General features: G+C 68.0%; 23 protein-coding genes. 10 read left to right on the forward strand and 13 right to left on the reverse strand.

Annotated elements, in window-relative coordinates; all coding sequences use genetic code 11:
- The first annotated feature begins 108 nt into the window (after positions 1-108).
- Positions 109-1,356, forward strand: a complete 1,248-nt coding sequence (locus V8686_RS07170) for a serine hydroxymethyltransferase (protein WP_379703283.1) — start codon at positions 109-111, stop codon at positions 1,354-1,356.
- Between the two features lie 83 nt (positions 1,357-1,439).
- Positions 1,440-2,486, forward strand: coding sequence for a PAS domain-containing sensor histidine kinase (locus V8686_RS07175; protein ID WP_379703284.1), 1,047 nt, complete (start codon positions 1,440-1,442; stop codon positions 2,484-2,486).
- A 50-nt stretch (positions 2,487-2,536) separates the two neighbouring features.
- Here the strand turns inward: V8686_RS07175 and V8686_RS07180 are convergent, their stop codons facing one another.
- On the reverse strand, positions 2,537-2,986 hold the full coding sequence (locus tag V8686_RS07180) for a universal stress protein (RefSeq protein ID WP_379703285.1): 450 nt from the start codon (positions 2,984-2,986) through the stop codon (positions 2,537-2,539).
- A 105-nt stretch (positions 2,987-3,091) separates the two neighbouring features.
- Between V8686_RS07180 and V8686_RS07185 the strand changes: the two genes are divergently transcribed.
- On the forward strand, positions 3,092-3,979 hold the full coding sequence (locus tag V8686_RS07185; RefSeq protein WP_379703286.1) for a tetrahydrofolate dehydrogenase/cyclohydrolase catalytic domain-containing protein: 888 nt from the start codon (positions 3,092-3,094) through the stop codon (positions 3,977-3,979).
- Here the strand turns inward: V8686_RS07185 and V8686_RS07190 are convergent, their stop codons facing one another.
- Positions 3,980-4,684 carry a DUF7117 family protein gene (locus tag V8686_RS07190; RefSeq protein WP_379703287.1) on the reverse strand — a complete coding sequence of 235 codons (705 nt, stop codon included), beginning with the start codon at positions 4,682-4,684 and terminating at the stop codon, positions 3,980-3,982.
- A gap of 89 nt (positions 4,685-4,773) precedes the next feature.
- Between V8686_RS07190 and V8686_RS07195 the strand changes: the two genes are divergently transcribed.
- Positions 4,774-4,920, forward strand: coding sequence for a hypothetical protein (locus V8686_RS07195; RefSeq protein WP_379703288.1), 147 nt, complete (start codon positions 4,774-4,776; stop codon positions 4,918-4,920).
- Between the two features lie 204 nt (positions 4,921-5,124).
- On the opposite strand, the gene V8686_RS07200 is transcribed toward V8686_RS07195, so the two are convergent.
- The 3 genes from V8686_RS07200 to V8686_RS07210 form a co-directional block, all read right to left on the reverse strand.
- Positions 5,125-6,294, reverse strand: a complete 1,170-nt coding sequence (locus V8686_RS07200) for an AI-2E family transporter (RefSeq protein ID WP_379703289.1) — start codon at positions 6,292-6,294, stop codon at positions 5,125-5,127.
- 146 nt (positions 6,295-6,440) lie between these two features.
- Complete coding sequence (gene fen / locus V8686_RS07205) at positions 6,441-7,421, reverse strand: flap endonuclease-1 (RefSeq protein ID WP_379703290.1); 981 nt, start codon at positions 7,419-7,421, stop codon at positions 6,441-6,443.
- Between the two features lie 28 nt (positions 7,422-7,449).
- Positions 7,450-8,118 (reverse strand): GNAT family N-acetyltransferase, encoded by a 669-nt coding sequence (locus V8686_RS07210; RefSeq protein WP_379703291.1) that lies wholly within the window; start codon positions 8,116-8,118, stop codon positions 7,450-7,452.
- A 57-nt stretch (positions 8,119-8,175) separates the two neighbouring features.
- Here V8686_RS07210 and V8686_RS07215 point away from each other — a divergent pair, with 57 nt between their 5' ends.
- Positions 8,176-8,781, forward strand: coding sequence for a class I SAM-dependent methyltransferase (locus V8686_RS07215; RefSeq protein ID WP_379703292.1), 606 nt, complete (start codon positions 8,176-8,178; stop codon positions 8,779-8,781).
- Between the two features lie 21 nt (positions 8,782-8,802).
- Complete coding sequence (locus tag V8686_RS07220; protein ID WP_379703293.1) at positions 8,803-9,222, forward strand: DUF3054 domain-containing protein; 420 nt, start codon at positions 8,803-8,805, stop codon at positions 9,220-9,222.
- Positions 9,223-9,228: 6 nt separating this feature from the next.
- On the opposite strand, the gene V8686_RS07225 is transcribed toward V8686_RS07220, so the two are convergent.
- Positions 9,229-10,515 carry an MFS transporter gene (locus V8686_RS07225; RefSeq protein WP_379703294.1) on the reverse strand — a complete coding sequence of 429 codons (1,287 nt, stop codon included), beginning with the start codon at positions 10,513-10,515 and terminating at the stop codon, positions 9,229-9,231.
- A gap of 190 nt (positions 10,516-10,705) precedes the next feature.
- Here V8686_RS07225 and V8686_RS07230 point away from each other — a divergent pair, with 190 nt between their 5' ends.
- Positions 10,706-10,945 (forward strand): hypothetical protein, encoded by a 240-nt coding sequence (locus V8686_RS07230; protein WP_379828672.1) that lies wholly within the window; start codon positions 10,706-10,708, stop codon positions 10,943-10,945.
- 153 nt (positions 10,946-11,098) lie between these two features.
- The gene (locus V8686_RS07235; RefSeq protein ID WP_379703296.1) at positions 11,099-12,100 is read left to right on the forward strand and encodes an ornithine cyclodeaminase family protein; all 1,002 of its coding nucleotides are present in this window, start codon (positions 11,099-11,101) and stop codon (positions 12,098-12,100) included.
- On the opposite strand, the gene V8686_RS07240 is transcribed toward V8686_RS07235, so the two are convergent.
- From V8686_RS07240 to V8686_RS07270, 7 genes are all read right to left on the reverse strand, one after another.
- Complete coding sequence (locus tag V8686_RS07240) at positions 12,101-12,274, reverse strand: hypothetical protein (RefSeq protein ID WP_379703297.1); 174 nt, start codon at positions 12,272-12,274, stop codon at positions 12,101-12,103.
- 3 nt (positions 12,275-12,277) lie between these two features.
- Positions 12,278-13,345 carry an mRNA surveillance protein pelota gene (locus V8686_RS07245; RefSeq protein ID WP_379703298.1) on the reverse strand — a complete coding sequence of 356 codons (1,068 nt, stop codon included), beginning with the start codon at positions 13,343-13,345 and terminating at the stop codon, positions 12,278-12,280.
- A gap of 85 nt (positions 13,346-13,430) precedes the next feature.
- A complete protein-coding gene (locus V8686_RS07250) occupies positions 13,431-14,135 on the reverse strand; it encodes a DUF4013 domain-containing protein (protein WP_379703299.1) in 705 nt (234 codons plus the stop codon).
- A 220-nt stretch (positions 14,136-14,355) separates the two neighbouring features.
- Positions 14,356-16,455 carry a ribosome rescue protein RqcH gene (rqcH, locus tag V8686_RS07255; protein ID WP_379703300.1) on the reverse strand — a complete coding sequence of 700 codons (2,100 nt, stop codon included), beginning with the start codon at positions 16,453-16,455 and terminating at the stop codon, positions 14,356-14,358.
- 76 nt (positions 16,456-16,531) lie between these two features.
- Entirely contained in the window at positions 16,532-18,814 is a 2,283-nt protein-coding gene (locus tag V8686_RS07260) for a nitric-oxide reductase large subunit (RefSeq protein ID WP_379703301.1), read from the reverse strand.
- Between the two features lie 108 nt (positions 18,815-18,922).
- The gene (locus V8686_RS07265) at positions 18,923-20,257 is read right to left on the reverse strand and encodes a nickel pincer cofactor-dependent isomerase, group 22 (protein ID WP_379703302.1); all 1,335 of its coding nucleotides are present in this window, start codon (positions 20,255-20,257) and stop codon (positions 18,923-18,925) included.
- Positions 20,250-20,372 carry a hypothetical protein gene (locus tag V8686_RS07270; RefSeq protein WP_379703304.1) on the reverse strand — a complete coding sequence of 41 codons (123 nt, stop codon included), beginning with the start codon at positions 20,370-20,372 and terminating at the stop codon, positions 20,250-20,252. Before V8686_RS07270 ends, V8686_RS07265 begins: the two co-directional genes overlap by 8 nt.
- A gap of 145 nt (positions 20,373-20,517) precedes the next feature.
- On the opposite strand from V8686_RS07270, the gene V8686_RS07275 reads away from it, so the two are divergent.
- The gene (locus V8686_RS07275) at positions 20,518-21,702 is read left to right on the forward strand and encodes an ABC transporter substrate-binding protein (RefSeq protein WP_379703305.1); all 1,185 of its coding nucleotides are present in this window, start codon (positions 20,518-20,520) and stop codon (positions 21,700-21,702) included.
- A gap of 5 nt (positions 21,703-21,707) precedes the next feature.
- Positions 21,708-22,586 (forward strand): branched-chain amino acid ABC transporter permease, encoded by an 879-nt coding sequence (locus V8686_RS07280; RefSeq protein WP_379703306.1) that lies wholly within the window; start codon positions 21,708-21,710, stop codon positions 22,584-22,586.

Consider the following 22,586-nt stretch of genomic DNA (forward strand, 5'->3'; position numbering starts at 1 on the left):
CAAGAGAGTAATTTCTGTTTCACCGGCTGATTAATTTTTATACGGCCGTCGAAGGGTACAGTCCCGGTGGAGAGACAGTTTTATGCGTCGCTTGGGCCGCCGATACGTATGGACCACGATCACGTCCGTGCGACGGACCCGGCGGTGGCGGACGCCCTCGAAGGCGAAATCGAGCGCCAGCGAACCACGCTCTCGATGATCGCCTCGGAGAATCACGCGAGCCGTGCCGTCCTCGACGCCCAGGGGAGCGCGCTGACGAACAAGTACGCCGAGGGCTACCCGGGTGCGCGGTACTACGCCGGCTGTGCCTACGCCGACGCCGTCGAGGAACTCGCCATCGAGCGGGCGACGGAGCTGTGGGGTGCCGAACACGTCAACGTCCAGCCCCACAGCGGCACGCAGGCGAACATGGCCGTCTACACGGCCGTCCTCGACCCCGGCGACCGCATCCTCTCGCTCGAACTCGAACACGGCGGCCACCTCAGCCACGGCCACCCCGCCAACTTCGCCGGGCAACTGTTCGAGGTCGAACACTACCGCGTCGACCCCGAGACCGGCTACCTCGACTACGAGGGGCTCGCCGAACTCGCGGACGAATTCGACCCCGACGCCATCGTCTCGGGGTTCTCCGCCTATCCGCGGCAGGTCGACTGGGAGCGCATCGACGCCGTCGCCGACGCCGTCGACGCCTACCACGTCGCCGACATCGCTCACATCACCGGGCTGGTCGCCGCGGGCGTCCACCCCTCGCCCGTCGGCGTCGCCGACTTCGTCACCGGCAGCACGCACAAGACCATCCGCGCCGGCCGCGGCGGCATCGTCATGTGCGGCGAAGAACACGCGGATGCCGTCGACAACGCCGTCTTCCCCGGCGTGCAGGGCGGCCCGTTGATGCACAACGTCGCGGGCAAGGCCGTCGGCTTCGGCGAGGCGCTCGACCCCTCGTTCACCGAGTACGCGGAACGGGTCGTCGCCAACGCCCGCGCCCTCGGCGAGACGCTCGCCGATCACGGGCTCTCGCTGGTCTCCGGCGGCACCGACACCCACCTGGTGCTGGTCGACCTCCGGGACTCCCACCCCGACCTCTCCGGTGGCGACGCCGAGGACGCCCTCGATTCGACGGGTATCGTCCTCAACGGTAACACCGTCCCCGGCGAGACCCGGTCGCCGTTCGATCCCAGCGGTATCCGCGCGGGAACCGCCGCGCTCACCACCCGCGGGTTCGACGAGGAGGCCACCCGCGAGGTGGGTGATCTGATCGCCCGCGTCCTCGACGCTCCCGAGGACGAGGCCGTCCTGTCCGAAGTGAGCGACCGCGTCGACGACCTCTGTGCGGCCCACCCGCTGTACGAGTAACGGCGTCCGCGAACCGCACACCGTCGGCGTATATAGGTCTCCTAGTAACGGATATATCGTCGGCTGTCGTCGGACGAATCCCGATGCAACGTCAGACCGAAGTGGGACTCCGAGCGGCGTACGACGACCTCCACGTCGGCGTCGCGCTGTACGACCCGGACACCGGGACGGTTCTGGACGCCAACGACAGGCTGGAGTCGATGTTCGGATTCCCGACTGCCGAGCTACGTGAGCTGTCGGTCGGGACGTACACCGCGAACACGCACGCGTTCTCCGAGGACGAGTTCCTCGACCGGCTCCGTGCGAGCGCTTCGGGGGAGCGACAGGAGTTCATCTGGCGGGTCAAACGGGGCGACGGTGAACTCGTCTGGGTCCGGCTCTATCTCTCTCGGCGAGCGTCCGACGAGCGGACTCTCGTCCGTGCCGAAGTGCGCGACATCACCGACTCGTACCACACGAGTCGCCGGGAGGAACTGTTCTGGCGACTCCTGCGGCACAACCTCCGAAACGAGGCGAACGTTCTCACGGGGCACAGCGAACGGATCGCGACCCACGCCGAAACCGAACCGGTGCGCGAGGCAGTCGCAGTCGTCCGCGATACGGCCGCCGATCTGGGTCGCATGGCCGAGTCGGTCACACAGATCGAGCAGGCGATGGTACGGACGGGCGAGAGGCAGCGCCGCCGCGTCGCCACCGTGATACGGGACGTGGCCGACGACCTCACGGCCGAGCATCCCGCCGCGACGGTGACGATCACGGAACGCGAGCGGATGTGGACCCACGTCGACGACTCGTTCACCCACGCCGTCGCTCACACGCTCGAAAACGCCATCTTCCACGGCGGGGAGGCGACGCGGGTCGTCAGGGTCGTAGTCGGTCCGTCGCCGAACACCGGGCGAGTCGAGATCCGGATCGAAGACGACAACCCGCCGATACCGGCCGCCGAACTGAGCGCGCTCGACGACCGCGAGGAGACGACCCCCACGTCCCACGGCTCCGGCGTCGGTCTGTTCGTCATGAAGTGGTGCATCGAATCGCTCGGCGGCGAACTCGAAATAGAGACCGGCGACCCCCGGGGGAACACGGTGTCCCTCTATCTGCCGCCGAAGGAGCCGCCGGACCACGCGTAGCCGGAGGCTCGGACGCAACCGGTGTGTCGACGACCGCGTTCCGTCTCGCGCTACGACTTCACCGGCGTCTTGACCACCGCCACCGGTTCGTCGGCCAGTCGGACCACGCGGTCGGTGACGGAGCCGAGGAGGCTCCGGTACTCCTCGGGGTGTCGGCGCGTCCCGAGGACGATCAGATCGACCCCTTCGTCGGCCGCGTAGTCGACGATTTCCTCGTGTGGGCGGCCGTGTCGGAGCGCTTCGATCACTTCGACGCCGCGGTCGGCCGCCCGCTCCGTCACCGTCGCCAGCGCCTCCTCGCCGACCTCTTCGAGGCCGTGTTCCGGTCCCTCGTGCTCGTCGACGTACTCGTCGCCGCTATAGGCGGAGTAGACGTCGCTGTCGACGACGTAGAGCGCGTGGAGCATGGCGTCGTGGAGGTCGGCTAGGCCGATGGCGTGTCCGATGGCGTTCTCCGAGGCGACGCTCCCGTCCGTGGCGAGGAGGATGTTCTCGTACATGAACGTGGGTTCGGCGGCCTGTGTAAAAAACCTCTCCCGTGACTCCCACGGGCCGATACTGCACCAAACGGAGGCTTGAAGAGTACACGGGGTCGCGGTTCGAGCATGACCCACGTTATCGACGGCGACGCGGTGGCGGCGGACGTACGCAACGGCCTCTCGGGCGCCATCGGGACGCTCGACGACGCCGGCGTCACGCCGACGCTCGCCACCGTGTTGATGAGCGACGACCCCGCGAGCCAGACGTACGTCTCGATGAAACAGCAGGACTGCGCGGAGGTCGGCATCGAGGCGCGGGACGTCGAACTCGACCCCGAGGCGCCCGCGGAGGAACTGTTCGACACCGTCGCGGACCTGAACGCCGACCCGGACGTGAACGGCATCCTCGTCCAGATGCCGGTCCCGGACCACATCGAGGACCGGGACGTGATCCGGGCCATCGACCCCGCGAAGGACGTGGACGGGTTCCACCCCGAGAACGTCGGCCGACTGGTCGCCGGCGACCCCGTGTTCAAACCCTGTACGCCCCACGGTGTCCTGAAACTCCTCGACGCCGCGGACGTGGAGACCGAGGGTGCGGACGTGACGGTCGTCGGTCGGTCGAACATCGTCGGCAAACCCCTCGCCAACCTCCTGATCCAGAAAGCCGACTACGGCAACGCGACGGTGACGGTCTGTCACTCCCGGACCGACGACCTGGGCGAGAAGACCCGTCGCGCGGACGTGGTGATCGCCGCCGTCGGCGTCCCCGAACTCGTCGACGGATCGATGATCAGCGAGGGCACCGTCGTCGTCGACGTGGGCGTCAACCGCGTCGAACGCGACGGGGAGTCGACGCTCGTCGGCGACGTGGACTTCGAAACCGCCAAACCGAAGGCGCGGGCCATCACGCCAGTCCCCGGCGGCGTCGGGCCGATGACCCGCGCGATGCTCCTCTACAACACGGTCAAGGCGACGAGTCGGCAGACGGACGTGCCGGTCGACCTACCGTAATCAGGCCAGTCGATTCTGCGCCCCGACCAGCGACGACTCGTCGCCGTCGATCAGGTACGTCCCAACCTCGCGGGCCGCCCGCACCAGGGACTCCGCTTCCTCCGGCGGCACGTCGCCCTGGAGCGCCTCCACCCGCTTGCACCGTTCGCGGAGGGTTCCGAGCGTCCGCCGCCCAGCGTCGTCGGGATGTTCGTCCAGCCACTCCAACAGGTCGCGACGATACGCGTCGACGGCGTTCGCGTCGCCGAGGCCGCGCGCCGCGGCCAGACTGTCGGGGACCGACTCCGGTCCCGGGCGCTCGCCCTGGTCGGCGCCGCGGAGGAGGGCGAGGAGGTAGGTGTGTGCCGCGTCGCTGGGCGACCGGCGACGGTGGAACCGATCGATCACCTGCAGGAGTTCGCTGGCGGCGACGACGGTACCGTCGAGCGGTTGGAGGGTGCCGCCGTCGACGAAGCCGCGGCGACGAACGTACGCCCGCAGGTCGCGCTTGCAGTCGTCGACCACCTGCGGGAGCGTGTCGTTGGCCGCGGCGGTGCGGTACGGCGTCAGATCGAGCGTCACCGGGGCGTCCGTGTGCAGGGTCCGGTCCGCGTCGACGCCGACGCTGCGGAGGCTCTCACACTCCGGACACGCCACGCTCCCCGTTCCGTAGTACGACCACCGGCAGCCACAGTCCTGACACTCCCGTCGGCCGCGAACCTTCATGTCCGTCGTTCGCTCGGCGGCGACAAAAGGTCGGCGTTCCGGTGGCTCCACCCCCGAGGATACAGGTGGCCGGGGCCCAACCCATCGCTATGCGCGACGAAAGCGAGGTTCGCGAGCAGTACGAGTTCCTCCAGGACCAACTCGCCGACGAAGAGATGCGCCACGAGGGCGTCCGTCAACTGTTCACCCACTACAAGCGGGCGCTGGGTTGGGTGTTGGAAGAGGAACATCTGTAGCGGCGAGGCGGTACCTTTATGATATCAGATGCCGGAGTATCAGGTGACGCTTCGTCTGGAGGGCCGAAGCGTCAGCGGGGACCAATTCAGGGCGGCAAGCTTCCACGCGATTTTCGCGTGGCTTGCTTTCCTTTTGTAGCTACACCACGAGCGACGGCCCCAGTTCGTGCCCCGAACGCGCTCGTTCGGATCGTTGCAACCGTGTCAGTCCTGCGGTGCCGCGTCGTCCTCGCTACCGTCGGGTGTCGCGTCGACATCCACACCGGGCAGACTCCCCGGATCCACCGCGTAAGGCTGGATGGGTCGTGCCTGCAGGAGTTCCGGCAACACCAGCCGCGTGAAGTGGACGATCAACACGAGAAGCATCGGTGCGAGGAAGATGCCGTACCAGCCGAACAGCAGCGGACCGAAGGTGTACGCGATCATCAGGCTCCCGACGTGGAGGCTCCGGCCCGAGACGTAGGGTCGGAGCACGAGGTCCGGGATGGTGTCGACGACGACGAACGAGACGAGGGCGAAGACGGCGACGAACCAGAGCGCGGTCGGATCGGTCAGGATGCCGAGTCCGGCGAGGTAGACGACCACCGGGACGTAGACGAGTTTCATGCCGACGATGGGGATGAGGCTCGCGATGCCCGCGAGCAACCCGACGAGCGGAGCGGCGGGGATCCGCAGGCCGGTCGGGGCGTAGACGTTCAGGATGGAGTACGCGAGCACACCGATGCTCCCGGTCAGCACCGCGTTGAGGATGTTCCCGAAGAAGATACCTTTGAAATCCCGGTCGACGGCGCGGGCGTAGGACTCCAGGATGCCCCGGTCGTCGCCGAAGCGGCTCAGCGTCCACCGGGAGAGTCGCCCCCCGTCACGGAGCAGGTAGAAGGCAAGCGCGAGCATCACGAACAGGTGGACGGCGCCGATGCCGAGGAAGGCCACCGTGTCGGCTGCCGAGCCGAGCGACGAGAGGAGCGACCGGAACCCCTCGGCGGAGAGATATCGCTCCGGATCGAGGGTGAGAAGCGTCGCCGGGTCGGCGATGCTGCCGAGCGTCTCCTCGTCGAGGAGTGGCCATCGTGTGGGATCGAACGCCCCGCTGTTGACGTACTTCAGCAGTTCGTTGAGGGCGATGCTCAGGGCGTACACCACGAGCAAGAGCGCGGGGAGGGCGAGGGCGAACAGCGAGATCGCGGCCGCGAGGCTCGCGGGCCGGATCACCCGCCGCAGGCGGAGATAGATCGGCCGCGTGGCGTAGTAGATGAACACGCCGAAGACGAAGGTGCCGACGAAGGAGTAGACGACGTAGACGAGCGCGGCTCCGAGCGCGATGCCCAGGCTCCACCAGCCGAGCCGATAGCGGGACGGCCGAAACTCCGACATGGTGACGACACTCGCGGGCCGCAGTAAAAAAGCCCCCTGCGCCTCCGGACGGCGTCGGCCCGCTCATCGGGAGTGTTGTACCTGTTTACCGGTGGGTCGCCAGGACGGGTCGGCGACCCACCGGTACTGACGTACAACGACCCGTCTCAGGTCCAGCGATCCAGTCCCGTCTGCACCTGCGCGTCCTCGATGCGCTCGAACCCGCGGGCCACCTCGTCGGCGTCGATGCCCCACTCCCCGACGACGTACTCCCGGGCGGCGTCGACGTCAGGGTCGATGTCGGTGTCGAGTTCGTACTCGTCGGTCACGGGCGGGTCACGGAACAGCGCCCGCACCCGGTCGGCGTTCGCCACCTGCCAGCCCTCGGCCTCCAGAGCGCTCCAGAGGTCGCCGTGTTCCGTGATGGCCGCGAGCGCCGTCTTCGGCCCGACGCCGTCGACGCCCGGGTTGAAGTCCGTGCCACAGAGGATGGCCACGTCGATCAGTTGCTCCCAGCTGATCCCGTGTCGGTCGAGGGTCGCGTCCAGATCCATCAGCTCCGGAGTCCCCTTGCTCGTCAGTTGGCGGAGCGTCAGCGGCGCACCGAACAGCAGGGTGTCGTAGTCCTCGCTGCCCGCGTAGTCGACGTCGCCGCGGCGGGCCATGTGTGCCGCCTGTGCCTCGCCCTCGGCGGGGGCGTCGACGACCGGAACGTCGAGTAGCGCCAGCAGTTCACGGGTCGTCTGCAGAATCACGTCGGTGAGTCGTTGGGTTCGTGCTTCGAGGCGGGAAGCCTCGACGGCGTCGCCGCGTTCCTCGGCGGCCGCCAGTCGCTCCTCGGCGCGTTCTCGCTGCTCGCGGCGTTCCGCCACCTCGCCGTCCTTCAACTCCGTGACGCCGCCGTCGAAGACGAAGACGGGCGTCAGGTCGTGTTCGAAAAACTTGGGCAGTCCCTGGACGACGCCGACGAGATTCGCCACCTCCTCGCCCGCTGCGGTGGTGTACACCTCGTCGTTCGTCCACTTGACCGTCGTCGTGAGATAGCGATACAGCCAGTTGTGCGCGTCGACGGCGACGACGCTGTCGGCCACCTCGTCCCAGGCCACGTCCGAGAGGGCGGCCAGTTGCCGGAGGTCTGCGTTGCCCATCAGGTAACCGTTACGCGGGCGCGGGCTTTCAACGTCCGGGTTCGCGGTCGTTTCCACCCGACTCGACCCGTTCGCGGGCGGCGTCGACCCCGGCCGGCCGGCTCACGACTGCCGGCGGACCGCTCTCGGTCCAGTCGTCGAGTCGGCCCGCCAGCCCCTCGGTCAGGTCGCGCCCACGGTATCGTTCCAGCCCCTCCCGGTACTGCGCTGGGGGGCGGTCCGCGGGGCGTGCCGCAGGGCGTTCACAGACGAGTTCGGCCAGCCCCGTCTCCGCCCCGGTGAAGGCGAAGCCGGCGCGGTACGCGGCCCGGTAGGCTGCGGGGTTGTTGACGGCGATGCGAACCCGGTCGTAGCCCCTCGCTGCGGCCCGGTCGACGACGACGGTCAGGAGCCGGGAACCGAGGCCGTTGCCCCGGCGATCCTCGCGGACGGTGACGTAGCGGACGACGAGACGGTCGCTCTCCGTGCGGTCGGCGCTGAACGACGCGGCCGCGAGGACGCCGTCGTCGAACTCGCCGTTTTCGACCCTCGACGGACTCCCCGAGGCGCACCGTTCCCCGCTTCCGTCCCCCGTCCGGTCGCGGACGACCGCCTTGCCCGTCGACCCGAGGACGAACTTGCCCGCGTAGGCGAAGCGGCGGTAGTCGAGGCGGAGCGTCGGGGCGTCCGGCGGCCACCCGAGGACGGCGTAGTCCATGCGTTCCCTTCGCGTGTGGCCCCGAAACCTTTGGCGCTCGGCGATCGACTCGTGGGTATGCACGGCCCCGGCGACGTCCGCTTCTTCGACCGCATCGCGCGTCTCTACGACCGGTTCGCACCGAAGACGGACCCGGAACCGCTCTGGACCGGCCTGGCGCGGGCGGATCGCCCCGTCGAACGGGTGCTGGATCTGGCGGGGGGTACCGGGCGGGCCGCACGGGCGGTGACCGCGCCGGGACGTCCCGGGTGGCGTGCCCCGGAGGCCGTCGTCGTCGACGCCTCGGGACCGATGCTCCGGCGGGCCGCCGAGCGCGGAACGGCGGCGGTGCGCGGGGACGCGGGGCGGCTCCCCCTCCGAGATCGGAGCGTCGACGCCGTCGTCGTCCTCGACGCCCTGCATCACCTCCCCGACCCGGCGGCCGCGCTCGCGGAGGCGGCGCGGGTCCTCCGTCCGGACGGGGTCCTCGTCGTCCGGGAGTACGATCCGGGGACGCTTCGGGGGCGGGCGCTGGTCGCGGCGGAGCGACTCGTCGGCTTCGACTCGACGTTCCGTGATCCCGACGCGACGGCGAGCGCCGTCGCGGACGCCGGCCTGACTCCCTCGGTCCTCGACCGTGGGTTCGCGTTCACGGTCCTCGGGAAGAAACGAGGGAGCCATTAGGCCGCAGTCAAAAGCGCGGGTATGGCAAACGCAGTCGCTGCCTTCTTCGACCGCCGTCTCGACGGCCGTGCGACGCCACTCGCGGTCGGCGACCTGATCGTCGTCGCGATTCTCTTCAGCGCGGGTACGGTCCACCACAACGGCCTCGGTATCGTCACCACGAACCCCGGCTATCTCCTCGCGACCATCGCGCCGTTTCTGATCGGCTGGATCGTCGCCGCTCCGCTGCTCGGCGCCTACGCGCCCGGCGCCGCGGAGTCGGCGAAAGCCGCCGTACCGCTCGCACTTCGGGCGTGGTTGGTCGCGGACGCCATCGCGCTGGGTATCCGGGCGACGCCGTTCGTCCACGGCGGGATCCAGTTGTCGTTCGTCGTCATCTCCCTCGTCGTCGGCTTCGTCGGCCTCGCGCTCTGGCGGACGGCCTTCTTCAAGCTCCGGTAGTCGGCGTCAGCCCCGCCGGACGAGATAGAGCGCCGCAGTCGACGCGACGACGGCAAAGCCCGCGAGAACGAGAAACAGGGTACCGGCGTCGGCGTAGGTGAGCACGCCGCCGGCGACGGCGCCGCCGAGCGCCCCGATGCCGAACGAGCCGAGATACGTGTAGCCGTAGGAGAGACCGCGCGTGCCGGCGGGCGAGTAGTCGGCGACGGTCGCCTGATAGAGCGGCTGTGCGGTGAACAGCGTGGCGCCGAACAGCGCCCCGAAGACGAGCAGGGGGACGATGCCGAGCGACGCAACCGGCAGGAAGGCGAGCGCCAAGACGGCGAGGAGGGCGAAGACGGCCGCGATGCCGTACTCGGCCGGGAATCGGTCGGTGAGTTTCCCGCCGAGATACTGCCCGGCGACGCCGACGAGCAACAGTCCGGCGTAGAAGTACCGCTCCGGCCGGAGCGTGCGGCCGCCCGTCTCCACCCCGGGAACGAACGCGGAGAGGGGCACGGGTTCGAAGCCGGGCAGTCCCTCGAGCAGGTTCGGCAGGAAGGTCAACACTCCGCGGTAGAACAGGCCGTTCGCCATGACGATGACGAAGACGACGACGAAGGCGCCGGCAAAGAGCGTCTTCGACTCGGTGACGAACTCCGCCAGCGAGTCGACACCCCCTTCGGAGCGGGCGTCGACACCGCCGTCCGCACCAATCGCGTCGACGGCGGCCGTCTCGTCGAACTCCGCGCGAACCGCGTAGAGGCCGGCGACGACGGCGGGTACCGCGAGCACCGTCGCCACCGTCGTCCAGTCGAAGACGAGGAGGAGGACGGCGGTCAGGAGGGGACCGAGGCCGATGCCGACGTTGCCGGCCACGCCGTGGTAGGCGAAGCCGGTCCCGCGTTCGGTGACGCCCTTGCTGATGAGAGTCAGGCCGGCGGGGTGGTAGACGCTCGCGGCGACGCCCCACAGCAGGAGGGCGAACGTCACGAAGAGCAGGTCGGGAGCGACGCCGAGGAGGAAAAAGGAACCGCCCATGCCGAACAGGCAGGCCGCGATGAGCCGTCGGGAACCGAGGCGGTCCACGAGGACACCGCCCGGAAGCGCGCCGAGTCCGAACAGGCCGTACCCCGCGGTGACGAGCAGTCCGAGGGTGGCCTGCGTGACGCCGAACTCCAGTCCCGCGACGCCGATCACGTCGAACTCGGCGAGCCAGATGGAGACGAAGATGGGAATGGAGAGTTCGTAGGTGTGGACCATCCCGTGTGCCACCATCAGTAATCCCACAATCGACCGGTCGTTCCCGTTCACGGGTGGGCAAACGACGCCTACCGACTTAATTCCTACTAGGATTTCGAATGAAACATAATAATCGTCGGTGTGGGTACGCTCTCGTCTTCGGCCACCTATAACTTATGGAGTGGTTTTTTCGAAGTGTCATCTGGGATTGTCTCTGCCTACGCGAAAGAACTATGTTACTGCCATCGATATTATCGTGTGGATGGTTCCCATGACAAGCTACTACGACTACGTTCTCGGCCTCGTTCCGGTCACCCTCGTGGGCATCACCGCGGTTCTCGGTGCCGTCGGCGTCGCCTATCTGACGGCGGTGTCGGCCGGCGCGGGTGCGGCCGCCCTCGTCGTGGGCCACGCGCTGTTCGTCAACAGTCCCGTTCCCACCCCAGTCGAGGAAGTGCCGACGCAGTCGGCGACAGACCACGGCCCGGTCAACGCCGACTGAGTCGGATCCTCGCCACCGGTTCCCGGCAGTCGCCGACCACGGGGGTGGCGACCGCCGGACAACGGTCCGTCCGAGTGGGCGGTCCGGCTCACCCCTCCGTGCTCCGGACTCCGCGGCCAATAGTATAACTGCCCGCCGCCCGCACTGGTGGGTATGACCGATACGTTGTTTCTGTCGAGTGAGGACGTCGCGGGGCTAGCGACTCCGGCCGAGTACGTCGACGCCGTGCGCGAGGGGTACCGCCAGCGCGGCGAGGGGGCGCCCGCCGAACCCCGGACGGCGTTGTACAACGACGAGCCACCGGGGCTGTTCACCTCCTACGCCGCCGTCCTCCCCGACACCGGGGCGATGGGCGGGTACATGTACAGCGCCGGCTTCGGCGCGGGCGACGCCTGGTTCGTCACGCCGCTGTTCGACGCCGAGTCGGGCGAACCGCTCGCCCTCGTCGACGGCGCGAGCATGAACCCGTTCAAGACCGGCGCGGCGGGGGCCGTCGGCGTCGACGCCCTCGCACGACCGGACGCTTCGGCGGTGGCCGTCCTCGGCTCCGGGGCACAGGCCCGCGGCCAGTTGCGCGCCGTCGACGCCGTCCGCGATCTCGAGACCGTGTGGGTGTACTCACCCACCAAGTCCAGCCGCGAGGCCTTCGCCGGCGAGATGGACCGGTACCTCGACGGCAGCGTCGCCGCCGTCTCCTCCAGCGCCGCCGCCGTCGAGGGGGCGGACGTGGTGATCACCGCCACCAACGCCTCGGAACCGGTGTTCGACGGCGACCTGCTGGATCCCGGCACCCACGTCACCGCCATGGGGCAGTACCACCCGAAGAAACGCGAACTCGACGACACCACGGTCGCTCGGGCGACCTACGTGGTCGACCTCCGTGCGCGACTCGCGCAGGACGCCGGATCGTACATGGGCGCCGTCGAGTCCGGCGCGATCGGGGCGGATCACTGTCACGCCGAACTCGGCGACGTCGTCGCCGGCGAAACGGTGGGCCGCACCGACGACGAGGAGATCACCGTCTTCGACAGCGGCGGCACGGGAATCGAGACGACGGCCGCGGCCGCGATGCTCTACGAGAAGGCACGGGCGGCCGACCTCGGCCAGCAGCTCTCCCTGTCCCCGGCCAGCGAGGCGCTGACGGGGCGGGAGTAGTCAGCGCGGACGGGCCAGTGCGCCGCCCACGCCGACACAGACGAGTCCCGCGACGCCGAGCGGGATCACGGCATCGGCGCCGACGACACCCGCGACGAGTGCGGCGGCGCCGCCGACGAAGACGAGGCAGGCGAGCGCGACGAACGCCTGGCCGACGACCTGGGTGCGTGACATTCGCTACTCCAGGCGATACCGCAACAGCGCCGCGATTCCGCCGAGGTTCTTCAGTCGCTGCCCGGGTTCGAACTCGCCGGAGAAGACGACGACGTCGCCGCCCTGTCGCTCGACCGACGTGATGATCTCGTCGGCGTCGACGTCCCACTCCCCGCGCCCCTGTCGTTCCTCGCGCAGTCGGTCGTCGAGGACGAGAAGCGTCTCGACTGCACCGTACTCGGCGGCTTCGGCCACCGCTTCCGGGCCGTACGTCGCCTTCTCGCCCGTGGCCATCCGCTCGGTCAGTTCGTCGATGAGTTCCGCCTCGCGGGCGATGCGCGTCTCGTCCTGTACGTCCGCCACCGCCCCGCGTTTCAGCACCTCGTGGACGCCTCGGTCGCCGACGCCCGACGTGTCGACGGTGGTCGTCTTCTCGGCCACTTCGGGGAACTCGTCGTCGAAGTGGTCCAGCGCGTCGCTTTTGGTGAACCCCGGGCCGGCGAGAATGATCGCGTCGGGGTCGAGGTGGCCGAGCGCCTCGCCCAGTTCGTGGAAGAGCTCCGACCGCGGCCGGGCGTACTCCCCCTTGCCGGTCGGGCGGGTGAAGGAGGCGTACTCCTCGGTGCCGTACTGGGCGACGGTGTGTACGTGTGCTTCCCCCTCCTCGACGGTCGCGATGGCCACGTCGGGGTTCTCGGCCGCCGCCTCGGCCTCCTCGATGCGCTCCATCTGGTCCGGCTTGAACCGCTTCTCGATGGTCAGTTCGTCGTGTTCCTCGACGTTGAGCGTGTGGTGGTGGCCGAGCTGGTCCTCGCGAGAACAGCCGACGATGACGCCGCTCACCCGCAGGCGGTTGGCGAAGCGAGCGAACTCCACGTCCTCTACCTCCACCGTGACGTGGATGTGTTCGCGCTCGCCACCGGTGTCGCGCATCTGGTCGTCGTCGCGCTGGATGCGCCGACTCGTGTCGCCTTCCACTTCGTCGCCGGGTTCGAGGACGTAAGACAGGTGCCAGAGGTCGTCGACGTTCTCGGGGACGACGGTCAGCCGCGTACGCCCCTCCTCGCCGCGACCACGGCTCTGGATTCGCATACTGGAGCGTCGCCGTCCACGGCCACATACCTTGCCATTCGACTTCGCTCCCCGCCGAAAAGTCCGTGTCGCCCCGCCCTCCCACTCAGACCGCGGGCCGCTCCGCGCCCGTCTCGCCGTCGTCGTCGTGGAGGTCCAGCCCGCGGATGTCGCCCCACGCGTGACCGACGATGTAGTACGCCGCGGCCATCGCGTAGAAGCTCACGAACGCCCCGACGAACGTGCCGACCAGCGGCACGACGCTCAGCAGGCCCGTGACGACCCCCGCCCCGAAGACGACGACGAAGCCCAGCAGCCACGCCGTGGCGTAGGTGCCCGAGGTGAGGACCGGGCGCAGGTCGCCGACGGCGAAGCCCGCGCTCAGCCGGCCCCGTTCGGCGTAGTTCGCCACCGCCGCGGGGACGATATACGCCGCCAGCAGACCGAGCACGAGCGCCAGCAGGCCGCCGACGAGCACCACCCCACCCACGAGCAGGCCGCTCCGGGGGCCGGGGCCGGCGACGAGGCCAGCGAACACGGCCGTCACCGCCAGCAACACTGCCGGCAGAATCCCGTAGCCGAGGACGATGGCGAGTGCGCGGACGCCGTCGCCCGCGAGGTCACCCCAGTCGTCGAACTGCGGCGGCGCGTCGTCGCCGTGCATCGTCGCCCGCAGGACGCGGACGAGATAGCCCGCCACGAAGACCACGGGGACGAGCAGGAACCCGAAGAACGTCAGGAGGCCGCCGATCAGGACCGTCGTTACCCAGTCGTCGCTCGTGCGTAGGTAGGTGAGTGATTCGTTGATCATGGTAGCGAGCAGGACGGACCGATCCGCAGTTGCTCGAACATATAATGTGGCTGATGGTATTAAAGATATCCGGTTGACAGTCGCTCGCATCCCCACGGTGTCGCCGGAGCGGTCGGCTCACCGCGTCGGGACGTCTCGCAACGCCTCCCGATGCGTCCACCGTTTCCCGTCGCTATCGCCCCGATCTCGGCTGTTCCCGATGGTCGGTCCTCGGACGGCGCTACTCCTCGACGATACTGCTCCCACCCGGCGGCAGGAACTCCTGTATCTTGTCCGGACTCGCCACCTTCCGGAGGAACGACTGGTCGGCGAACCGCTCCTTGAACTCGCGGTAACACCGTTTTGCGGCGTCGTTCTGGGCGAACTTCCCGGGTTCGAGGCGAAGCGTCGTCGCCGCCTGCGGTTCGATGGCCGACGGCGGCCCGCCGATCACCCGCGTCTCGGGGTCGCACTGAATACCCACCGCGACGCTCGCGGAGACGTCCCGGAAGTACGTGCGGTCGCCGCGGATGACGAATCCGCCTTTCTCGATGTACTCGCCGCTCTCGGGGGTCTTCGACACCTGCTCCGGGTCGACCATGTAGGCGTCCCCGGCGAAGCGGCCGTCCTTCCACACCGAGGAGTAGGAGACGGCGAACCTCGCGGCTTCCTCCAGACTGCTGTCGGGGAAGTCCACCTCGCGCGCCTTCTCGCTCGGCCCCGTCGCCTTCAGGAGCGTCACCGGACCGCCGTGGGCCTGCGCGTGGAAGAACCGGTCGTTCCCGTCCATGTACTTCTTGACGATGGCCTCGTTCTCGTCGGCGTTCCGACCGCCGATGACGAGGAAGCCGTCGCTCGTGTGGAACCAGCGAAAGTCCTCGTACCAGTGTTCGGGCTGTTTGATCGGCACCGACGACATCGAGAGCCAGTCCACGTCGCGTTCCTCCGCTTCGTCGTCGTCGGCCTCGTCGGCCTCGTCGGCCGCTTCCCACTCGTCACGCCGGCGCTCGACCGCTTCCAGTTCCTGGCGCGTGTTCTCGATGGCCGCCAACGCGCCCTCCTTTTTCTCCTCGATGCGCTTCGCCTCGGTGTAGCGTTCGTCCGCGTTCTTCTCGACGCCCACCGACGGGTCGACCGGCACCTCGATCCCGTCGAGGTCGACCGTCACCGCCCCCTCCGCGGCGTTCACGTCGACGACGGCCTCGGCGGCCGGAATCCCCTGCTCGGCCCCCTCCGCGAGCGTCTCCTCGATTTCCTCCCACGGGACGCTCTCCGCCCGTGCGGCCCGCACCGTCGAGATGATTTCGTCGACGAGGTCGTAGTGGGCATAGAGCGCCTCGGCCCGTTCCCGTTCGGCCGCCGCTCGCTCCTCGAACCCCTCGATTGCACCCTCCTGCTGGTCGATGATCCGTTGCTGTTTGGCGATTTCGGCCTCGAAGTCGGGACGTTCGGTTCCGGTCGTCTCCTCCTCGGGTTCGCGTTCCAGCCGATAGAAGTAGTCGTCCAAGGCGGCGTTGAAGGAGTCGAACCCCTCCGCCTCCAGAGTCGCCCGCTCTTCCAGCGGGAACGGCGTCGCGTCGACGACTCGGTCGTCCTCGACGTACACCCGCGGGTCGAAGTCGCCCTCGTGGAGGCGGTCGGCCAGCCGACCGATTGCGTCGTAGAGGGCCTCGTACTCCGCCTCGCCGGCGTCCGAGATGTCGAGGGTCTTCTCGACGCCCGCCCGCGTACAGACCTCCTCGCCGTAGAGGCCGCCGAAGTTGAGTTGGGTGGCGAGGGTCCGCACCACGTCCGTGTCGGACTCGTCCATCCGCCGGACGAAGGCGTCGTAGCCGACGGTCAGGGGGTCGATTCGCGAGTCGGGGAAACCGTACTGCGACCCGGGCGCGACCGTCCGCGACTTCAGGCGGACGGTCTCCAGGCTCCGCACCACCTCGCCGCTCTCGTCGAGGACGGCGACGTTGCCCTGGCCGAACAGTTCGGCGACGATGGTGGTGTTCTCGTCGTCGCGTTCGAACTCGAAGACGAGGATGCGGTCGAACTCGTACTGGGTGACGCCGGCGAAATCGGCGCCGCTCAGGCGGTTCCGGAGCATCATCGCGAAGTTCGGTGGCCGCCCCGGCGCGTCCGCGACGTGTTCGGGGTCGGCGACGTGTGCGCGTTTCACGTCGCCCACCTCGATCAACAGTTCGACGCGGCCGCGGTCGAAATCGCGCATCCGAAACCGCAGGAGGTCGTCGTCGTAGAGGTAGACCTTGTCGACTTTCGCCCCCTCGTAGCGCCCGAGTTCGGTGACGAGGGCGGCGAGATCGACGCTGGTCAGTTCCCGCTTCGCGTCCATACCGGGTCTTTCCGGGCCGGGCCGAAAAGGCGTGTCGTTGTCGCGGCGTCCCTCGAGACAGTTACAGCCGGCGGTGTCAGTCGTCGCCCAGCACGCCCTCCGCGACGGCCATGTCCTCCACGTCCGGATCGCTCTCCGAGCCCCGGAGGACGAACCGCTTGCGGACGATGTCGGCGGCGTAGATGGCCGTTCCGAGGATGATGAGCGTATCACCCGGAAGCCGTGCCCAGAACAGGGTCTGGACGATGGGCTGGTTGTAGAAGGCGAGACTCCGACCGACTGCGTAGCTCCCCGTGAACACGGCCTCAAGCTGCAGGAAGCCGACGGGGAGCACGGAGACGAACACCATCAGCGCCAGGCCGACGTTCCAGCACCAGAACGACGCCCGGAGCCACGAGCCGTCCCAGCGCTCCGGCTCGATGGACAGCTGGAGCATGTACGAGACCATGCCGAGTGCGAGGAAGCCGAAGGCGCCGAACATGGCTGCGTGGGCGTGACCCACCGTGAGGTAGGTGCCGTGTTCGTAGTAGTTGATCAGCGGCAGGTTGATGAAGAAGCCGAGCACGCCGGCGCCGACGAAGTTCCAGATCCCGCTGGCGACGATGAACATGAACGGGATCTTGTAGGGGAAGTCCCCGCTCTCGGTCATCGCCTGGTACTGGCCGAGCGCCTCGTAGAGGATGAACACCAGCGGGATGAGTTCGAGTGTCGAGAAGACGCTCCCGATGGGCACCCACATGTCGGGCATGCCGACCCACCAGTAGTGGTGGGAGACGCCGATGACGCCGGTGCTCATCACCAGGAGCGCCTGCAGCATGACGGCCTTCTCGGCGCTGCGTCGCCGGAGCAGGTTCATCGACACCAGCGTCAGGCCGACGATGGCGACGATGAAGAACTCGAAGGCGCCCTCGACCCACATGTGGACGACCCACCAGCGCCAGAACTCGGTCACCGCGATGTTGGTCTGGGGCGTGAAAAAGAAGCCGGCGGTGAACAGCAGGGCGATGGAGCCGCCGGCGTAGAGGATCATGTGTGCCAGCCCGTACACCGGCTCGCGGTCGAGCAGGGGCTTCAGCCCGCGGACGGCCAAGACGGCCCAGATGCCGAAGCCGGCCAGCAGGCCGAACTGCCAGATCTTGCCGACTTCGAGGTACTCCAAGCCCTCGTTGCCGAGGAGCCACCAGAGGTCGCCGAGGTAGCCGTTCGCGCCGAGCCAGATACCGCCGAGGCCACCGACGGTGACCACGACCACCGCGGCCAACAGCCCGTCGATGTACGTCGACTGGTTGTTCGGTTCGTGACCGGTCAACAGCGGCGGCAGGTACAGGCCCGCACCGAGCCACGTGGCTGCGATCCAGAGGATGCCGAGGTCGAGGTGCCACGTCTTCGCGATCGAAAAGGGAAGGATCTGGAGGATGTGGACGCCGAATAGCTCCTCGACCCCGAAGAAGCCGGCCCGTTCGATGTAGAAGTGCGCGAGCAGACCGCCGAGCAACACCTGCGCGAGGAAGAGTCCGGCGGCGACGGGAACGAACCGGAGCGCCGAGCGCTGACTGGGGAAGACGCTCACGTCGCCCGGCTCGGGCACGGAGAGTCCTTCGGCGGACGGCTCGGGGAGGCGAACCGAGCGGTAGAGCCAGATGCCGAAGCCAGCCCCCGCGACCAACAACACCATGGCAACGACGCTCCAGGTCATCGCGGCGCCGGTCGCGTCGTTGCCGGCACCGGGTGCGTACGGCCACTCGTTGGTGTAGGAGTGATCACTTCCCGGTCGGTCGGTGTGGGAGAACCACGCCGTCCACATCGCGAAATCGGCGAACTGGCGGGCGTCCGTCTCGCTGTCGATCATCCCCTCGGGGACGCCCCGCTCGTGGCTCCCCTCGTGGTAGCGCTCGACGTACTCCTCGCGGACCTGCTGGTGGGCGTACAGTTCCGCCGGCGAGTACTCGATGTTGCCGCCGTCGTACTCGCCGTCGAGGTCCCCCTTGACCACCTCGTCGACTGCGGCCCGCTCGCCGGGCGGCAGGGCGCCGTAGTTCGTGTCGTACCGCTCCTGGGCGTAGTACGACCGCATGTACTGGGTCTTCAATCTCAGGGCGTCGGCGGTGTAGTCCTCGCCGTAGTACGCCCCGTTGCCGAGGATCGACCCGTGATTCATCAGGCCGTGTTTCTGGAACGCCTCCTTGCCGTCCCTGATCTGCTCGCCGGTGACCACCGTCTCCCCTTCGGGACCGACGACCTCCTCCGGTATGGGCGGTGCCTCCTGGTACGCGAACCACGCTCCGGCGCCCATGACGACGAGGTTGAACACGAACGCCACGGCGATCACCTTCGCGATCGTCTTTCGGGTGAGCCTCATGGTTCGACGGTCGATCTCGGGGATCTTGAACCGGCGTTCAGTTCCCAGCGGACGGGGCGCGCCCCGAACCCGTTCGGGACGCGGATAGGAGGGGGGTGCCGACTCGTCTCAATCGTCCGCCGCCGTGCGCGAACGCTCCCGGTCCAGGGACACCAGCGTCTCGCCGTCGAACGAGAGGGGCCGCAGATCGCCAACCGTCACGTTCGGTTCGTTCGCTAGCTCCTCGGCGACGGGCGCCGAGACGAGCGCCTCGTCGACCGCCATGGTGTTCCGTATCCGCGCGACCCGCAGGTCAGACAGGTCCTTGACCCCCGTCGCGGCGACGAGCAGTTCGAGTGCGAGTTCGTCCGACGGGGCGACAAGCGGGAGGTGCACCCGTGACGGTTCGCCGCCGGTGAGGGCGTTGACGTACATGTCAGTGGGGTCGATCCCCTCGACAGCCGCTTGCCGAACCACGTCGGCCAGACCGACGCCGATCCCGTTCCCGTGAGACTCCTCGGTGATCGAGCGGACGTAGATCCGCCTGTACTCCGGGGTTACGGGGTCGTCCTCGCCGATCATCCGCATCCGTCCGACGACGTTCGTGTCCATCCCGGTGCCGCTCACGTTCTTGCCGATCTCGTCGACGATTAGGATGTCGAGGTCGTCGACCGGCAGCATCGGGAGCAGTTCCTTGGCCCGCACCTGTAGCTCCGGCTCACGGTCGAGGATGTCGTCCACGGCGATGGCTTCGACGTGTGCGGCTCGGTCCCGCGCGTTCTCGAGCATCGCCACGCCGCCGACGACCGGCGTCTCCTCGAAGAGGATGCCCGCCCGCTCGGTGATGGCCGCCTCGTAGCTCCGGGCCAGCGCCGACTTGTGCATCGTCTCCGCACCGCGCTGTTTGCCCAGCCCGACGACGGCCATCTTGCAGAGGCCACTCTCGATGTCGCCGGCGAAGTCGGTGTGGGGCTTGACTCGGTTGACGAGCAGGACGGCGTCGGCCGCCAGCGCATCGGACGCGGCGTAGACCGTCCGCCCGTCGGTCGTCGTCGACACGGGTTCGACCGCCATCGACGACCGTATCTCACAGCCCATCGTCTCCTCGGTGATGCCGAGCGACGCGAGCATCTCGCGCTGTCCCGCCGCCGTCGCGCCGCCGTGGCTCCCCATCCCCGGGAAGATGAACGGCTCGAATCCACGCGCTTGGAGCGTCTCGACGGTCGCCCGGAGGATCGTCGGCATGTCGTGAATGCCGCGGCTGCCCGCAGTGATCCCGACTTCGGCAGCCGGTTCGAGGTCGGAAAGCGGGTCGAACGCGGCGATCTCCGCCTCGGTGGCCGCGGCCACGTCGTCGAGTTCGGGCTGGTCGTACTCGACGTCGATCGGTGCGAACCGGGGGTACTCGTCGACCGAGACGTCGTTGATCGCCCGCAACGAGTCCGGGTCCGGGGACTCAAGCATCGGCAGTCCCTCCGGATCGATCACGGTCCGTCTCGGCCGTGTGGAGTGCGGTCACGTCGACCGAATCGGCCCCGTCGGTACACCGGAATCGCCCCGAACCGAGAGTCAGTCCCATGTCCTCTGGGCATCGCGGCCGTACTTCAATCTTCGGCGGAATGAGGGGTTAACATCAAAATTTAAATATCATCCTTTATTCAGGGGAGACGGGTACCATGAGAATAACACGCAGGGACGCCGTCAAGGCGTTAGGTGCCACTGGTGTGGCGACTACGACTGGACTCGCCGGCTGCTCGGGTGGTGGCGGCAGCGGTGGCGGGACGACGACCCTCGGGGTCATCATGCCCGTCTCCGGGACGATCTCGGAACTGGGTCCGCCGTGCCGGGACGGAGCCGACGTCGCGGTTCAGGCGATCAACGACGCGGGCGGTCTGCTGGGCGGCGACATCGCGGTCCAGCACGAGGACTCGGAGAGCGTCCCGGACGCCGGCGTACGCGCGGCGAATCGGCTGATGGAAGGCGAGAGCGTCCCGGCGATGGTCGGTCCGCTGTCGAGCGGTGTGGGGATGAGTATCGCCCCCATCGCAGCCGACAACGACGTCGTCTACTTCCCCGGCGGAAGTTCGCCGGAGTTCACCTCGCTGGACCAGACCGAGTGGGTGTTCCGGACCCGCCCGTCCGACGCGTTCGTCGGTGCGGCGCTCGCACGGATCGCCTACGAGGGACGGGGCATGGAGACCGCCTCGTCCATCGTCGTCAACAACGACTTCGGGATCGGTCTGGCCGACTCCTTCGAGGAGGCGTTCACCGAACTCGGCGGCGAGGTGCTCTCACGGGAGCGCGCGAACGTGGGACAGACCTCCTACCGGTCCGAACTCGAATCGATGTTCTCCGGCGACCCCGACGTGGTCTTGAACGGCTGCTACCAGGACGAGGCGACGAACATCTTCCGGCAGTGGTTCGAACAGGACCTCGGCGGTCAGTGGATGATCCACAGCGGCCTCATCGGCAGCGAGTTCCTCGGAGGCATCGGCGAGGAAATCGCCGACGGTATCTTCGCGTCGAATCCGCGGCTCCCGGACAACGAGGCCAACCAGCACTTCCGGGACCTGATGGAGGATACTGACACGGGCGACCCCGGCGAGTTGATCTTCCCGCCCAACACATACGACGCGATCAACATGATCGCACTCGCCGCCGAGCGCGGCGGCGAGGCGACCGGATCGACGATCCGGGAGAACCTGCGTAACATCGCGAACCCTGGCGGCACGGACGTCCAGACGGTTGGCGACGGCCTCGAACTCCTCCGGAACGACGAGGAGATCCGATACATCGGTGCGAGTCACAACTGTGACCTCGACGAGGACGGCGAGGCACAGGGGCTCACCTTCAGCGAGATCGAGATCCAGGGGACCCAACCCGAAGCCGTCGGGACCGTCGAGATCTGACAAGAATGGTCCTCTCGACGATCCTAGAAATTCTCGTCTTCGGGTTCATTTTCGGGAGTCTGCTCGCACTCGCGGGTGTCGGGCTCTCGTTGATCTACAGCATCGCCGACTTCCCCAACTTCGCCCACGGCGACTACATGATGTTCGGCGGCTACATGGCCTTCCTGGTCAACGTCCAGTTGGGTCTCCCGATGGCGGTCGCTTTCGTCGTCGGGGTGGTGTCGCTGGTCGCCGTCGCCCTGGTCGTCGACCGCCTCGCGTTCAAGCCGCTCCGCAACGCCGGTCCCGTTCCGCTGTTGATCGCCTCGATCGGTGTGGCACTGTTCATCAGGAACCTGATCAAGTTCGTCTGGGGAACGAGCACGCGCAACTACGCAGGTGAGTGGCAGCGAGCCCAGGAGATCCTCCCGGGCGTCGAGATGACCGGCCAGCAGATCACCCTCGTCGTCGTCGCGGTGAGCATGATGCTGGCGGTCCACCTGCTCCTCTCCCGAACCAAGCTCGGGAAGTCGATGCGGGCGATGTCCGACAACCGTCGACTCGCGCGCGCGTCCGGAATCTACGCCGAGCGGACGCTGCTGTGGACCTGGGTGATCGGTGCCGCGCTCGCCGCGGCGGCGGGTATCCTGCTCGGGATGAACAGCAGCCTCGCGCCTTACCGTGGGTTCATCATCCTGCTCGCGATCTTCGCCGCCGTCATCCTCGGCGGGATCGGGAGCCCGTACGGCGCCATGGCCGGCGGGCTGATCATCGGTATCGCCTACGAGGCGACGCCGTACATCCCCGGTCTGGACGGAGGTTACAAGTTCGTCACGACGTTCGCGATCATGATCGTGGTACTGCTGGTCAAACCGCAGGGCATCTTCGGCGGTGAGCCGGGATGA

It is taken from the genome of Haloplanus litoreus, assembly GCF_045690335.1.
GTDB classification, from domain to species: domain Archaea; phylum Halobacteriota; class Halobacteria; order Halobacteriales; family Haloferacaceae; genus Haloplanus; species Haloplanus litoreus.